14 protein-coding genes are annotated in these 15,727 nt (G+C 51.5%); 3 read left to right on the top strand and 11 right to left on the bottom strand.

The window, feature by feature from the left end; translation table 11 throughout:
• Window positions 1-134: 134 nt before the first annotated feature.
• Both SynSYN20_RS01345 and SynSYN20_RS01340 read left to right on the top strand, forming a co-directional pair.
• Window positions 135-1,121 carry an SIS domain-containing protein gene (locus tag SynSYN20_RS01345; protein ID WP_186524430.1) on the top strand — a complete coding sequence of 329 codons (987 nt, stop codon included), beginning with the start codon at window positions 135-137 and terminating at the stop codon, window positions 1,119-1,121.
• A 10-nt stretch (window positions 1,122-1,131) separates the two neighbouring features.
• On the top strand, window positions 1,132-1,695 hold the full coding sequence (locus tag SynSYN20_RS01340) for an HAD family hydrolase (RefSeq protein ID WP_186524429.1): 564 nt from the start codon (window positions 1,132-1,134) through the stop codon (window positions 1,693-1,695).
• Window positions 1,696-2,188: 493 nt separating this feature from the next.
• Here the strand turns inward: SynSYN20_RS01340 and kdsB are convergent, their stop codons facing one another.
• From kdsB to kdsA, 3 genes are all read right to left on the bottom strand, one after another.
• Window positions 2,189-3,007: a 3-deoxy-manno-octulosonate cytidylyltransferase gene (gene kdsB / locus SynSYN20_RS01335; protein WP_186524428.1), complete on the bottom strand. Its 819-nt coding sequence runs from the start codon at window positions 3,005-3,007 to the stop codon at window positions 2,189-2,191.
• 5 nt (window positions 3,008-3,012) lie between these two features.
• Window positions 3,013-3,729 (bottom strand): glycosyltransferase, encoded by a 717-nt coding sequence (locus tag SynSYN20_RS01330; RefSeq protein WP_186524427.1) that lies wholly within the window; start codon window positions 3,727-3,729, stop codon window positions 3,013-3,015.
• A gap of 67 nt (window positions 3,730-3,796) precedes the next feature.
• The gene (gene kdsA / locus SynSYN20_RS01325; RefSeq protein ID WP_186524426.1) at window positions 3,797-4,642 is read right to left on the bottom strand and encodes a 3-deoxy-8-phosphooctulonate synthase; all 846 of its coding nucleotides are present in this window, start codon (window positions 4,640-4,642) and stop codon (window positions 3,797-3,799) included.
• A 53-nt stretch (window positions 4,643-4,695) separates the two neighbouring features.
• Between kdsA and SynSYN20_RS01320 the strand changes: the two genes are divergently transcribed.
• A complete protein-coding gene (locus SynSYN20_RS01320) occupies window positions 4,696-5,808 on the top strand; it encodes a hypothetical protein (protein WP_186524425.1) in 1,113 nt (370 codons plus the stop codon).
• On the opposite strand, the gene SynSYN20_RS01315 is transcribed toward SynSYN20_RS01320, so the two are convergent.
• The 8 genes from SynSYN20_RS01315 to SynSYN20_RS01285 form a co-directional block, all read right to left on the bottom strand.
• On the bottom strand, window positions 5,736-6,656 hold the full coding sequence (locus tag SynSYN20_RS01315) for a sulfotransferase (protein ID WP_255476327.1): 921 nt from the start codon (window positions 6,654-6,656) through the stop codon (window positions 5,736-5,738). The two genes, SynSYN20_RS01320 and SynSYN20_RS01315, sit on opposite strands and share 73 nt — an antisense overlap.
• Before the next feature lie 207 nt (window positions 6,657-6,863).
• Window positions 6,864-6,989 (bottom strand): hypothetical protein, encoded by a 126-nt coding sequence (locus tag SynSYN20_RS14405; RefSeq protein WP_255476326.1) that lies wholly within the window; start codon window positions 6,987-6,989, stop codon window positions 6,864-6,866.
• A gap of 649 nt (window positions 6,990-7,638) precedes the next feature.
• Window positions 7,639-9,885 carry a glycosyltransferase gene (locus SynSYN20_RS14640; protein WP_186524423.1) on the bottom strand — a complete coding sequence of 749 codons (2,247 nt, stop codon included), beginning with the start codon at window positions 9,883-9,885 and terminating at the stop codon, window positions 7,639-7,641.
• A 3-nt stretch (window positions 9,886-9,888) separates the two neighbouring features.
• Window positions 9,889-10,773, bottom strand: coding sequence for a hypothetical protein (locus SynSYN20_RS01305; RefSeq protein WP_186524422.1), 885 nt, complete (start codon window positions 10,771-10,773; stop codon window positions 9,889-9,891).
• Window positions 10,770-11,726, bottom strand: coding sequence for a glycosyltransferase family 2 protein (locus SynSYN20_RS01300; protein ID WP_255476325.1), 957 nt, complete (start codon window positions 11,724-11,726; stop codon window positions 10,770-10,772). The genes SynSYN20_RS01305 and SynSYN20_RS01300 overlap by 4 nt, the downstream gene beginning before the upstream one ends.
• Complete coding sequence (locus SynSYN20_RS01295; protein WP_186524421.1) at window positions 11,726-12,691, bottom strand: glycosyltransferase family 2 protein; 966 nt, start codon at window positions 12,689-12,691, stop codon at window positions 11,726-11,728. The genes SynSYN20_RS01300 and SynSYN20_RS01295 overlap by 1 nt, the downstream gene beginning before the upstream one ends.
• Window positions 12,688-13,854 (bottom strand): glycosyltransferase, encoded by a 1,167-nt coding sequence (locus SynSYN20_RS01290; protein ID WP_186524420.1) that lies wholly within the window; start codon window positions 13,852-13,854, stop codon window positions 12,688-12,690. The genes SynSYN20_RS01295 and SynSYN20_RS01290 overlap by 4 nt, the downstream gene beginning before the upstream one ends.
• Window positions 13,855-13,862: 8 nt before the next feature.
• A complete protein-coding gene (locus SynSYN20_RS01285; RefSeq protein WP_255476323.1) occupies window positions 13,863-15,680 on the bottom strand; it encodes an ABC transporter ATP-binding protein in 1,818 nt (605 codons plus the stop codon).
• Window positions 15,681-15,727 lie beyond the last annotated feature (47 nt).

Here is a 15,727-nt window from a genome sequence, read left to right as displayed (position 1 = left end):
AGGGATGAGGACATTCATCCAGGGCACGGCAGCCCTTAAGTGCTCAACCAACCAAGAGTCCATATCTGTTCAGTTGGTCTGAGCCTGACTGATCCATACGTGCACGAGAATATAAATATTCGAGCCTGAAACGCTTGTCCGCACTCACACGCTGCTTGCAAGAAGAAGCTGCTGCGATCGCCTCTGCAGCCTCACGCCTGAGCCATGAGGAGACTGAGAAAGCGCTCGAGCTCTTGGAGCGTTGTGCCGACCGCAAAGCGAAGCTCGTAATCACCGGCGTGGGCAAAAGTGGCATCGTCGCGCGCAAGATCGCAGCCACCTTTTCGTCTATCGGCTTGATGGCGCTTTACCTCAATCCCCTTGATGCCTTGCACGGGGATCTAGGGGTCGTCGCCCCAGACGATGTCTGTCTGCTGCTCTCCAACAGCGGAGAAACCGCCGAGCTCTTAGAAGTGCTTCCTCACCTCACGCGCCGAGGCACAGCCCGAATCGCCCTGGTCGGTCGAGTTGAATCATCACTCGCGCAAGGCAGCGATGTAGTGCTGGAAGCCAGTGTGGATCGAGAAGCTTGCCCCCTCAATCTGGCACCAACCGCCAGCACGGCCGTAGCAATGGCCATCGGGGACGCTCTTGCCGCCGTTTGGATGGAACGACGCGGGATTTCACCCGCTGATTTCGCCATCAACCACCCCGCAGGATCCCTCGGGAAACAGCTCACCATGACGGTGGCCGATTTGATGGTGCCGGTCACTCGACTGCACTCCCTCCACCCCGAAACACCGTTGGCAGAGGTGATAGGGCACCTCACTAGCGATGGGATCGGCAGCGGCTGGGTCGAAAGCCAGGATGCACCTGGAGCGCTAATCGGACTTATCACCGATGGCGACCTGCGACGCGCTCTGCAAGACCACAGGCCCGCCCAATGGTCAACACTCACGGCTCTAGATCTAATGACGTCAGACCCGATCACGGTGAACAAAGGAGTCCTGGCCGTGGAAGCGCTGAAGCGAATGGAACACAATCGACGCAAACCCATTGCCGTACTCCCAGTGGTGAGCGACCAAGGTCAACTCCAAGGCCTGCTGCGTCTGCATGATTTAGTGCAAGCCGGCCTGGGATGAGGAGCAACTGATGCGATGGCTCTGGCGGGAATGGCTCTGGCTTCAACAACGCCAGGCACTCAGAGACGTTCAACTACTGGTCTTGGATGTAGATGGAGTGCTCACCGATGGCGGCCTCTGGCTGGACCCTCACGGACAACTCCTCAAACGTTTTGATGTACGCGATGGGCTCGGACTGCGCTTGCTGCAACAAGCTGGCATCCAATTGGCTTTTCTCAGTGGTGGACGTGGTGGTGCCACAGAAGCCAGGGCACGCCAACTCGGAATTGAGCATTGCCTAGTTGGCATCAAAGACAAACCAGCAGCCTTGAGCCAATTGCAGCGGGATGTTGGCGTCAGGGCAACAACCACCGCCTTTGTGGGTGATGACCTCAACGACCTGGCGGTACGCCATTACGTGCGACTTCTGATCGCACCAGCCGATGGCTGCAAACCCCTACGCCTTCAGAGCGATGCCGTGCTTCAACACGACGGCGGTCGAGGAGCCGTACGTGAACTCGCCGAGCGGATTCTGCAACAGAGAGGAGATCTCAAAAAAATCCGCAGTCGAGGCTGGATTGATCGCAATGACTAATCAACAGCCACCCATTACTGACGAGGACCACACCCCTGCTTGATTGAAACATGCAACATTAAAGAAAAATCAAAGACGGCATCCCTCGGCCCATGGCAACCTCAATCACACTCTTTAGATAAAGTCAAAGGCCTTTCCTTTAGCTCATAACGAAAATCACCACCAAAAGATAACAGCCGCAAAAGATTGCATCGACAAATCTTGCCTAACAACAAGGCCAACACAAATACAAAAGCTGCTCTGCCAGCCTAGAAAAACATACCCGGACTAAACAATTCTGATACTCATGCATAGTTAGCTCATTACATTCAGAATCCAAAGCTCAATAGCCTGAACACGATCCTGCCAGTACCACACATTCTCTAACATCAACGTCCACCTTCTTGAAACACAACAGAACAAACCGTGATTGCGAACCCAACAGGCCAAATTGTTTTTAGGTTGCAAATAGTGATCGCCAAAGAGATCTTCACGTCGAGTTTCTTTTAGATATTTACTGGTCTTGCATCGCCAATTGACGTGCCATCTCTAACTGCTCCGCAGTATCCACGGAAAGAGATGTGCCCTCAACCACAAAAGTAGCGATCTCATAACCTGCCTCAATCAACCTGAGTTGCTCTAAACGCTCCAGATCTTCCAATGGAGAAAGAGGCAACCCGTTCCAACCGGCCAATACATCCGCGCGGAAGCCATACATCCCTACATGCCCCCAATAGGGGGCATGTAGATGCCAGAGCTCTGGATCTATATCTCTTACGTGGGGAATCGCAGATCGTGAAAAATACAACGCTCGGCCGTCAGAGGCCAACAATGTTTTGACAACTGCTGGATTGTGGATCGTATTGGACGTAAGGCGATATACCGGAGTCACCACAGCAGGAGGCAACTCCCGTTCCTGAAACTCGCGAACCATTTTGGTGACGATCAAAGGGTCCAGAAAGGGCTGATCTCCCTGAACATTGATCACTGCCGTTTGAGACAAACGCTTCGATCGCAGCAGTGGATCCCATGTGTCCAGATCTTCCTCCCAGGCCAGAGCCACCAAAGCATCAGCGACAGAAGCAATCCGCTCGCTGCCAGAACTACATGTTTCGGCTGTGATCAACACCGGAAAGCCCCATTCCTGCGCCAACTGCTGAAGTTGCAAACTGTCGGTGCAAAGCACAACCGAGCAAGGACCTTGCGCCTCACGGCAGCGCTCAAGAACCCTCTGAATCATCGGCTGGCCGCCGATATCCGCCAAAACCTTATTGGGGAGCCGCGACGATTGAAGCCGCGCAGGAACAGCTACAACATTGCGTTCAATCGCCATATCCCTTAATCCCAAAGCTTCATAGCGTCATCTCGAGCACCAAACCATTCAGCCGCCAAGAGGCCGCCCATCGTGCGCTGCTCTCGAAACCAAGGGCCTCCCAGCGTCCAATGCAACAAACAAGGGCCACCATCAAGTGTTGAGGCCGTCGGAGCAGGCTGCACATCCACAAGGTGATTCCAACCCGCATCAACAGCACCGATTGCATCGTCACCACCAAGCCAGTGGAAGCGATGTAATTCAAGGCCTGAAGCGGTATTGACGTAATCCGGCGTGAGCTTGGTGCAACGACTGCAATTGAGCAGCATCAAAGAACTCCAATTTTTCTTGGGGTAGGCGCTCTGAACCTCTCCAAGGAACTTCACAGTTTCACCCGGTACATGCTCGTGCTGCACGCACATCGCTCCATAGCGCTCATCGCGCAAATCCCACAACGCTTTGATATCAGTGCGGCAGAGCATGTCGCAATCCATAAACAGCGCCCAACCCTGGTAACCCATCAGATGGGGCACCAAAAATCGCGTAAACGAAAAGGCCGTGCTCTGCTTCGGCTCACGCGCACGCCAAAACAGCCCTTGCGCCTCCAATTGCGGTGTCACTAACGGAGTGATTGCTAAAGGAACCGAACTGTGCTGATAAAGGCTGTCGATCAAAACATTGGTCGCCGCCCGCTCGCGAGGGTCATAACCAATAAAAATCGGCAGCGGCTGCACGCTGGCCATCAAACGGTTCCTATAGACGTCTGGAGATTAAGGCGTTTGCCCGCCAACTTGATACCGGGACTTAATTTCAAGAAATCACAAGCGGTGGAAGACTCTTAACGAGATCATCGACGGCCTTCACCTGCATCAGGAATGGCTCCAACTGAGCCAATGGGAGAGCACTCGGACCGTCACAACGAGCATGGTCTGGATTGGGATGGGCTTCAAGAAACAAGCCTGCCAAGCCCACTGCCATCCCAGCCCGAGCCAGCTCTAAAACCTGCGCACGACGACCCGAGGAAGCCGCCCCGGCTGGATCGCGACACTGAAGCGCATGCGTGACATCAAAGATCACGGGCAAGTCATCGCAGCAGCGCTTCATCACCCCGAAGCCGAGCATGTCAACAACAAGATTGTCGTAGCCGAAATTGGATCCGCGCTCACATAGCAGCAATTGCTCGTTGCCACATTCCCGGAACTTCTCAACCAGGTTGCCCATTTGCTCTGGGCTCAGGAATTGAGGCTTTTTAATGTTGATCACGCGGCCCGTCTCAGCCATCGCACGGACCAAATCGGTCTGCCTTGCCAAAAAAGCCGGCAATTGAATGATGTCTGCCACCTTGGCCGCCTCAGCTGCTTCTTCTGGGCTGTGCACATCGGTAATGACCGGAATGCCATGGGTGTCTTTGACCGCCTGAAGAATCTCGAGCCCTTTCTCAACCCCAGGCCCGCGATAGGAATAAATGGATGAACGATTGGCCTTGTCATACGAGGCCTTAAAAACCAAGGGGATGCCAAGGCGTTCGCACACCAGCTTGTAGTGGCCAGCGCAATCCAAAGCAAAAGCCTCATCCTCCAAAACGTTCACACCGCCCAGCAACACGAATGGGCGGTCATTGCCAATCGTGATCTCACCGAGTTGAACGTTGGCCATGGGCGATTGCATCAAGATTGCTGTGAACCTAACCCTCATAGGCTGAAAGGGCAGTGATCCAAGATCCCGCGGAGGATAACGACCTCATGGTTCGAGACCAGTTCCGTTGGTCAGCCATCGGCTTCAGCCGCCGTCTGCTCAGGCAACGCATCGCCAGAACCGAATGGGAAGCCTTATCCGCATGGAGAGGTCTGGTGCATCAGGCCTACCAAGGTCAGCCGCTACAACCCAACCTCTGTAGCGATCTCTGGCATCGAAACCACTTTCAAAATCCCTCCGCCCGCAAAGCATTTTTTACGCCCAATCGCCGGGAAAGAGAGGCTTCATCTCACCACTATGGGCATGACATTCAACTCAAGCGCTATGCAGGGACTCCACTCATCGGCCCGCCGCTTCCGGTGCTGCTCGAACATGGTCTGAAGGTGTCCGAAGGTGCCCGCTTCGAGACGCCCAAAGGCTGGGCCCATCGTGGATATCTGTGCATGGGTCCCTTACGCGCCCGTTGGCTGCGCGAACAACACCAGGTGCCTGCCCATGCGATCGGACCCTGGATTCAATTTGCTCAACCACTGCTCACCAATACCCAACTGGAAAGTCAACGCCAACGGTGGGGGAAAACGCTTTTGGTGGTATTGGCCCATAGCTGGGATCAGGTAGAGCGCTCCATGGACCAGCAAGCCTGTGTTGTCGCGATAAAAGCATTAGTTGAAGAGCACAACTATGAACAGGTTGTGTGGCTCCGGCATTGGAAAGATCCTGAGATGCTGCCACTACCGAAACACTGGATTCCAGCCTGCAATGGACATCGCTCCAACCCCTGGTTTTTGGATGCTCTACGCACGCTTCTTGAGCTCTGTGATGGGTTAGCGAGCAATGCCTTCGGTACCCATCTCGGCTATGCCGTGGCCCTCAACAAACAACTGCACTGGATCGACGTTGATGCAGAACAAGACCTCAGCCATCTTTCCTCAGACAAAGCAGCTGAAGAAGCTGCCGAATGGGAAGAAAGGCAACGACTCAGCTCTGAATTGAGACAGATCCTCTCCAAGCCTCAACCAAAGCAGCAACAGGCAGTGCGCGCTCTTATTGAGCCCTATTGGGGCTTGTCCCTACGACCTTCCCCTGAAGAACTCCTTCGCTGGCTCGGTCTTAGGGGCCAACTTTGACCAAGCACTCCCTGGCTGTACACCAACCGTCGATTCATCGCTGCAATGGGCGGAACCAACAAAGCACAGCCCAGCAAAAATGATGCGCTAGACAACCAGGCGCTGTCATAACAAATTCGAGCGGAGCGATCGGGATCGAAACGCATACGATTCCCCGACAAAATATGACTTCGAGATGAACCTCCAGGCGTCAACATCGTTTCAACAAAGTCCAGACCCATCCAATTACACAACCTTCCCAAGCTCTGCTCGGGAGCCAAAGCCAACTCCTCATAACCCAAGCAAAACACGTCACAACCTGAAGCTTTCAAATCTTTTTCCAGCAAAGAGTTCACACGCCACCAACGCAACAATCCACGTAAAACAGGGAAAAGACGCTTTCCCTTACTTCGTCTCGCCTCAGAGTGCACCCAAGAACGCACATCACGCACGAGCAGGACAACTTTCACCGGTCTTGATGGCTGGACGTTTCGCAGGCGATCAGGCATGACTCGGTCTGCTTGATAGGAATCAATAACCCAATGCAATGGCTGCTCCGAAGTTTGTGCAGCGAATCCTTCCACCCGATGAAGCAATTCAACGAGCTTGTCTTCATCACGATCGGCATCATGATCTGACAACCAGGGCAAAAAATCTCCCCACACAAGGCACTCAGCCGCAAAGGCTCCACAAGTGCAACGGCGCTCAAAACGTTCCTGTCCACGCAGGCGAGCTGGACCCTTACCTGACTCAGAAGGGGTCGGCTTGCGAACAATCCTTACGGCCTCACCAAGGCCAAGCATCTTTGGATGCGAACCAAGAGCCATATCAAGCACAGTGGTTCCACTGTGGCCAAGTCCTCGAATCAACAACAATCCTGCTGGAGGAGGAGAGAATCTGTTCCTCACATCAATTCACCGTATCGATCGGAGCGAAACGAGGATCAATAATCTTTGGGTCCATAACAATGAACTGTACGACGACCGATACCTTTGAACCACTGCCGAAAGTAGGCGTCATCTCTCATCCACAGCGTAATTGGCATTTTCACTTGGCCTTCCACACTCCAGCTGAGCTCAGCCTCCCTTAATCATTTGCATCCAGCCGATGAGGCGACTAGAAATAATTTTAGCAATGGCGATCACTCCAATTAATTGCTTAAGCCCAAAGTGACTAGGGTCAAGTCGTTGAAACTGGGTCATGATTTCTATCACCAGTCTCTAAGCATCGGCCCTTCTCTAATCGAGAACCACTTTGCCTAGACAAGGCCATCAAAATCTATGAACTTACTAATGCTGAAATGCAACATGAGTACAAACATCGCAGAAAATCTATCCCGGACTGACCGAACTAACGCTGGAAAAAGTCTTGACCGGTAGCAATTTAAACCATTCTTTCATCTCCCACTCTACCTTACCAGCAAGGCTCATACCCAAAATTTTGACCGGATCGTCAGAAATCTATTATCTATTTGACATCAGCAATTAAGCACTTAATACAGCGCGAAACTGAGATAAATCTCAGTCCACGATCCGGCTGTTCACGTTGAGCGGCCAAGCCCCCTCCCCATCTACTTGCTCTCTGATCACGCTTGAGAACGCAGCGAATAAAAAGCGCATGACAACTTTAAAATCGCGAACTATTTAATTACTCCAAACACCAACAAAGGATCCACACAATACTTTGAGCAATTATATTTACACTTTTTTGTAATTACCAAGCGATCCAATTCAAGCGATATGAGCCTTTTTAGCAATAAAACAATTTACGATCAGTAGCAAGGGGAATCAATCCCTTTGCTACTGATTAGACGTGACATTTTCTGATTGCAGTATCAGCGAAACAACAGCCTCAAAATGTTCTTGCTTCAGTTGACAAAACAGAAGACAACACCGACGTCACCGCGTCGATGTGATGGTTGAGGGTGAAATGGTTTCTGGCATAACGTTGCGCCGCTAAACCCATCTCCCCGGCTTGCTCCGGATTACGCAAAAGCGACTCAATCGCTGACGTCATCGCCTGCACATCTCCCTCATGACAAAGAAAGCCGGTTGTGCCATTAATTACGACCTCAGGGATACCAGCATGAATGGTAGAAATCACGGGCAATCCCGCCATTTGGGCTTCTTGCACCACAACTGGGCAACCTTCCGAGTCGCCATCATGAGCCGTTTTCGAGGGAAGCAATAAACATCGGCATCGCCGCATCAGATCAGCAACTTCAGCAGGCTCACGCAGCCCCTCAAAGACGACCCAATCCTGCAGTCCGAGTGTTTCGACCCGCTGCTCCATCTCAAATCTCAAGGGTCCATCCCCAATCACCACCAACTGCATCAACTGAGCCAATCCCAACGTGCTGGCTGATTGACTCCAACGGGCATACACCGCTGCAAAAGCCTCCAAGGCATCCAAGGGGCCTTTTTTTTCCACCAAGCGTCCTACAAACAGAACTCTTGGCGGAGCAGCCGCCGGATCCGCCCCATTAAAAAGTGTTGGATCAGCACCGGAAGGACTAATCGTGATCTGCTCTGCTGAAGCACCCAGGCTTTCCAGTACCTGTTGCATCGGACGACTTTTCACAATTAAAGCCGCAGAGATCTTCATTAACCGCCGATAACGCTGAGCCAACAAACGCAGGCGACGGTCGGCTGACGCATCGGAGCCACGAAAGTGCACCACCAAGGGCACCCCAGTCCAAAGCGCCGCATCCATCACGCGAACGGCATGAAATCCAAACTCAACCATCACCACATCAGGGCGATTCCAACGAATTAAAATCCATGCCGCTAACGAGCCAGGAAGCGTCGCCAACCGTTGCCAACCCAAACGCGTACAGATCTTGCTCAGCACAATCGCCAATCCATACAACGAGCGCTCGTCGCCGAAATAAGCCACTTGGCGCAACGGCAAGCGCGCCAAATTGGCCCGCACAAAAGTTTCTGTTGGCGATCGGCGCGTAGGGGCGAGCAATAAAACCTTGGACCGCAAACAGGAGCCCACCTCAGTTAGGAACTGGGCTTGGATGGATGCTGGAGCCAGATCTGTGCGAACGCTCGTGGCCTGAAGACCCAAGGCTGCACGACGAGCCGGATCCTGCATTAATGCAAGCAGAGCATCCTCAAGCCCAGCCAAGGATTGAGTCGAAACCTCTGGGTCTGGAACCAACACGCCATTGACGTTGTCTCTAATCAATTCGCGAGGTCCCGTAGGGCAATCGATGGCCACACAGGCACAACCCGCTGCCATCGCCTCAGAAAGCACATTGGGAAAGCCTTCATAACGGGAGCTCAGCACAAAAATCGACGCCCGTTGGTACCAAGCAGAAAGATTGCCAACTCGCCCTGGCAACACAAGTCGCGACATCCACTCGCCCGTGGGATCGAACTCAGTCAACATCGCCTGTAAACGTGGATGTTGAGGGTCAACACCGGGCAAGACCAACCACCAGGAGGGATGTGCTGGAGCCAAACTTTTGAAAACCGCGAGCAAACGATCAAACCCTTTTTGGTCTGGCTTAGTCCCCACCGCCAGAAGCACGTTGGCCGCGGGAGGCATCCAGGCATCAGGGTCAACAACAGGCTCCCGAACAGGTAGGGGCCAAAGCACGGGATTAGGCAATACCGCCAACTTTTTGGCCAATCCCTGAGCGAGCAGCCAATCAGCGATGCGCTGCGTCTGAACAAGATGCAAAGCCGCTTGCGGATACAGCCAGCGCCTCAGCAAGCGCCAAGGCAGAGGCAACAACTTGGCAGGGGGAAAATTACGCTCAGCGACCAGAACCGGCCAAGGTTGACCGACGCTGGCCAACAGAAGATTGATCGCAGGACGACTCGTGATCCCTATCGCCAAATCAGGGCGATGCTTCAGCATCCAATGCCGCAACCAAACTGCACTGCCGCCTGGAATAGCACCCCAAAACGTTGGGCGAAAGCACAGCGTTATTCCTGAGGGAGCGGCAAAAAAAGCCTGCCTAGCCTGCTGCCCCACCAAGAGAAAGACTTGATGCCCATGATCCCGCAGCCAAATCGTCCATTGCAGAGCAACGCGCTCGGCTCCACCTAAATCCAGGGAATGAATATGGAGAACAATCTTCGCCATTTTTCAATGCATGAGGCTCTGAAACCAGGCCTCAGCGCCAAGAGCTACAGCGGGCGCTGGACTATTCACCATCAGCCCGATCCATGAGGAGCGAACCTCACAGATATCACCAGTCAACAAGGCAGAAAAAAAAGTATGAGCCACTTCCAATCCCGCCAAGTGATCTTCACTTGCCTTGACAATAACGTGACGGAAACGCCTCTCCGCAAAAGTGCGTTGCAACCTTTCCACCTGAGCACAGGCCCTAAGCAATTGCTCATCATCACCTTTAAGCACCAAGAGTCCTCGCATTAAATTTGACGTGCTACGGAACAACGCATCTGCGGAGACCTTGCGAAGATTTAGTCCCTCCAAAAGAGATAGATTAGACTCACCAATCGCACGCGTCATGGCATCATTTCGCCGTTGGTTTAGTGCAAAATAGTATTGCAAAAGACAACCTCGCGCGGATACAAGCTGCTTAAACCTACTCTCTCTATTGCGAATTCTCGGTTCTTCATATTGCTCGACAGCTTGATTCAAGCTAGCCACATCAATTAACCATGGCCTGATCATCCTCAAACGGTCCTGATCATCCTTTTGAATAGCCGCATAAGCGAAGGCAATACCTGCATAAAATCGCTGATGCCTCAACACCCCATCAGAAACTCGCAAAGCATCCAGGAAACCAAGTGTTTGCTCAATCTCCATCTGTCTTGCCTCACGCTTGAATAAAAGAGACTCAGCCTGAAATGGCCATTGATAGTTGCGCTGCAACTCTTCTAGGGCTTTGACTGCAAATACAATCTCTTGATCAGCAAGATGCTTTTTTACTTGCAATTCCAATCGTTGAATTTGACGCCGTCTTAAACACCAGACAAAACGACGAATCAGCGCGGCTTGCCTCAAGACCCCAATCCTTTGAACAGAGACAGGCAACGCACGGGGAACAAGAGAATGGGCCTAAAAGTCTTGGCATAGACAAGATGCCACCAACGCACTTGCCATCTCCCCTGATCACTAGCCGGAAGCAGGCGCTCAGGCAACAATTCAACTACAACTTCTGGCAATGCCAAGAATGAACCCCAGAAACAACGTCGAGAAGCTTGAGATAATTTATGGTTTAATTCAGCGCTGAGCTCAGGTCTTGAGGACTTATTCAGAGACCAAAAGTTCTCGGATTTAACATAAAAACTTCTAGGGGAATGACAGCCCCAAGGACAGTGAGCAGCAACTAAGCGATTGCGCAACCGTGACGCACGCAAAGCCGCAAGCCCTCTCTCTCTCGAACACAAACCACGCACACTCATTCGTTCAGAATCTCCGTGTTCCAGCACCCCAATCAGCGAATCATCAAACTCACTTAGGTCAGTCTGCTGATGGGAATGCAGCCTAAATCTCAAATCTTTATCTTCGAATCCCCAACCTCTCATATACTCATTAAATCCTCCGATGCCCCAAAAAGTATCGCAAGGCATCAAAAATTGTCCATAACGACCCTCTCCACCAGCTCCCACCCAAACACGATTTTTACGTAAAATACTCTTAGGGTCAAAGCCTAAATTGGGCCAACAATCAGCATCCATTCTGATCACAAATTCAGTCTTCACCAGTGAAATAGAAAAATTATATGCCAATGAAGGATTCCAGGACGATTCACCTTCAACCCTTACCAACTGAATCCTACTATCGTCAGGCAAATCTTCACACTTAACCGGTACATCGCTACTCCAATCCACAACAACATGAGAAATGTGGTGAGGCCAGGCCGAAACCAAAGGCGAGGTACGCCTCAAATGCTCAATGCGATTCATGCAAACCGTGACAATCGAGATTGACGGAGTAGCGAACAGATCAGACATCAAAATCTCCAGAATCCTGGCTCGAGGGGCATAACTAAAAAGCGAAAGATTTGACGAATACTTAACCAGTAGATTTTATGCCAAAGCTTTACATTATAAAAGCCTTTCACGTCGCTAGACAGCAAACATTGAGGCAAGCGACGCACAACAGCCGCTGGAATCAACAAGAACTCTCCCCAAAACACCTGGCGCCTTAGCCTCTCCAACTCTTTCGCAACAGGAGGTTCATGCTGAGGTACTGAAGCCTGATCTGCAAGCAAAGTTTGGTGCTTTGATTGCACATAACGCGTGCCCATGCGGCGAAAGGTCCAAGGAGAATGAGCAGCTGCTATGCGATTGCTCATCGCTGAGGCTCGCCGCTGGGCAAAGCTCAGAGAGTCTTGCAAAGGCGAGGATCTCAAGGCTTTGATATCAGTTCGACTGACGCGCTCATGAATGGAATGGGGAATCACTCCAATGGATGCTTCTGGTAAAAGTTGAATCGCAAAATCCAAACTTTTGAGGCGAGCCTTGAGGTCTTTGTCATCAAAGCCATAACCAACAAGCAGCTCATTGAATCCCCCGACCGCCTCAAAAGCAGCGCGAGTCATTAAAAACTGCCCCAGGCGTCCGTCCAAACCCGAACCAAACCAACACACATCTGAAACCGTTTTCAAATGCAAATCCAGGTCTATCTGTTCAAGCCAACAGTCGGCATCAAGCTTTAACAACACATCTCCATGAGCCAATTGGGCCGCGACGTTGTAAGCCCGACAAAGATTCCAACGCGTTTCCCCTTCCACCCTCTCCACGCGAATGCGGGAGTCGCTGGGCAACTGATCGCGACGCAAAGGCTCGCGACTGCTCCAATCCAGCACCAAGTGCTCTTGATGATGCGCGAATTCAGCCACGCGGACAGCCGTTGACTGCAAATGCTGCTGACGGTTCATGCAAACCGTGATCACACTCAGGCCCTTGGTCGTCATGACATGCACTCCAGTGTTTGGAGCATCCGTTGGGTGCGGGCGCTGTAGGTGTGCTCATAGGCAAGCGCCAAACGGGTGGCGCGATCCGGGCCTTCCCCTGCCAAACACCCCCTTAAGGCAATGTTGAACGCTTCAACCGTGGGATCACACAACCATGCCGCTTCTGAAAACTGTGACAGCGCATCGATCGCAGAAGCAGCAACAGGCAGGCCTGCAGCTAAGTACTCAAAAAATTTCATTGGAAACATGGCCTGGGTGTAAGGATTGATCCTTAGAGGCAACCAGCCACAAACAAAACCAGCGCAGTAACGAGGAAGCGAGCTGTACGGACGCTGCCCCAACAGATAAATATTGGGCTCAGCTTTTAGTAGCTCGGTATCCGTATGGGGCTCACCCTCACCGGTAGGGCCGATGAACACAAAATTCCATGCTGGATGAGCTCGAGCAACGCCCGCAATAAGAGAAAAATCAAGCTTGTAACTACTTACAGCACCAATAAACCCCACCCGTGGTTCTGGGATCCCGGCAAGGTCCGCTGGGATCGCATCCTGCGTCACTGTCATCGCAGAAGCAAAATGATCCTGATCGGCAACGTTGGGATCAAAGCGAATGCGCCGCGCATAGGGAGACAACTGGCGTTCCAGTTGGGGCGAGGTCACAAACACTTGATCCACGTTTTGACAGAGACGACGTTCCTGCGACTCGATAAAGGCACGAGGCATGCACGGCTGTTCATGTACAGCATCAACAGCGTGATAGATGGTGCGAGAGAAGACTTTGAGATTAATTAAAGTGGCTGTAACAGGGTTATACGTCCACAACCAAGGGCGGCGAAAGCCCAGAAGAGCCAAGGCCACACCAAGGCCAACAGCAAGACTGAATCGATTCAGCCAAAGCCCCATTCCACGACTGCCTCCTGGAAGCACCAAAGGAGACCAAACCCATAAATTCCGTTGCACACGACGGGGAGGTCGCAAGCCTCTCCACAAACGCTTAGTAATACGCCTGAAATCACGACCGGTGGCTTGGGCAGGTCTCAGCCCAAGGGAGTCGAGATACAGCACCCTGCAACCAGCATCAACGAGCGACATAGCCACATGCTGCTTGTTCGTCCATAAAGGATGATCCCAATCCGCCGTGGCCAGCACAACAACATCCCTCATCACAGTCCTCAACGACGCTGCAGTTCGACAAGTTCGCGGAAACTAGAGGAACGATCTTGCAACTCCTCATAGTTACCGTGGGCAACAACTTGTCCACGATTGAATTCGTAAATTCGATCGCAATAACGAATCGTTGAGAGTCGGTGGGCAATCACAATCGTGGTGCAGCGGCGACCAATCAACTCAAGAGACTCCATGACTTCGTTTTCGGTTTTATTGTCTAAGGCACTCGTCGCTTCATCCAACACCAACACCTGGGCTTGTTTGTAAAAAGCCCGTGCCAAGGCCAAGCGCTGACGTTGTCCACCAGACAAACGCATTCCGTCTTCACCGATTCTTGTGAATGCTCCATAGGGAAGGTCAGATACAAACTCTGAAAGCTGAGCCATTTCCAAACTATCCCAAAGTTTGTCTTCATCGATATCATCATCTTCAACTCCAAAAGCCACATTCCCACGAACACTGGCATCTAGCAATTTGATGTTTTGAGGCACAAAAGCGCAACAACGCTGCCAAGCTTGTATCTCCCTATCTTGAATGGATACCCCATCCAGGAGTAGCTGTCCCTCTTCAGGAGATAGCAAGCCAAGCAACAAATGTGCAGCTGTTGTTTTACCTCCGCCAGTACTACCCACTAGAGCGATTCGAGCACCCACTGGCACGGTGACATCAACATCACGCAAGGCCCATCCCGCTGTTTGATCGTAGCGATAGGAAATATGGCTCAACTTGATCGTGTGCCGGGGCATAATTCCTGCCGGAGTAACAGGCAAATCCGACTGATGCGCAAGACGCACTGGCCTCAATTCCAATAAATCCAAGGCATCTTCCAAATCAGGTAGTGAGCCGCGAAGCTTATTCATGGCCTTAAACACAGCCTGAATTGGAGCTGCAAGCCGCAAAGACGCAAACACCACTCCGATTAGCGCTGGCAGGGCATCACGGACCGCTTCAGTTCCACCACCACTGAGCAGAGGAGGCAATAATCCTAAAACAAACAAAACGGTAACTCCAGCTGGCTCAATTACAAATCGAGGCAAATCTGGGAGGATTTTGAGCATCCTGTCATATCTCTTACCCTGAGAACCGATCGCTCCAAAACGACCTATAAAAAAATCTTCGACTCCATGCAAATGTATGTCACGGATAGATCGGGTTGATTCAATCAAGATCTTATTAACATCCCGAGAATATATAAATTGCTGGCTAGTCAAAAACCTCATTCGAGGCGTGATCAAAATAGACGCCATAACATACCAGACAATCAATAAACCAAAAACAGCAAAGGCTATCCAGCCAAAGGCAACAACCACCCCCAAAACAAGAATTCCAGAAGAGATGATATTTCCGCAAATTGACAGCAAGGGCATCACTACACTGTCAGAAACCTTGCTAAGGACTCGATTCAATCGTGTTAGCAATGTCATCGAACTACTGTCTTTGTAGTAATCGTAAGATTGAAGGATTAGATTCCCATAGATACGGCTACCTAATACAGCCCATATCTCTGCGCTAACTCGGGCTTCAACCAGCCTAGACGCAAACTTTAACGCAGTAGAAATCCATATCAGCGCCAACAAGATACCAACAATCCACAACCCACGATCTAATACATCGCCACCAAAAACACGAACAAAAGGAAGATTATCAGAAAGACTAGAACCACTGAATGACCCAACAAGCTTGGCAATCAAGCCAACAAAAACTAAGTCGCCAATACCAACAGCCGTCGAAATAAACAGCAAAAACCACAACGCCCGATATTGCCTCGGAGGAAGATAAGAAACAACCGCCCTCAAAAGACGAAGCGTCTCACTTCGACCCAAGGAACTCCATCCATTCGGGCGACGTTTTGACACGCGTCAACCTCACC

It is taken from the genome of Synechococcus sp. SYN20 (genome assembly GCF_014279555.1).
Taxonomy (GTDB): Bacteria; Cyanobacteriota; Cyanobacteriia; order PCC-6307; family Cyanobiaceae; genus Synechococcus_C.
This window is presented reverse-complemented; position numbering and strand designations above follow the sequence as displayed.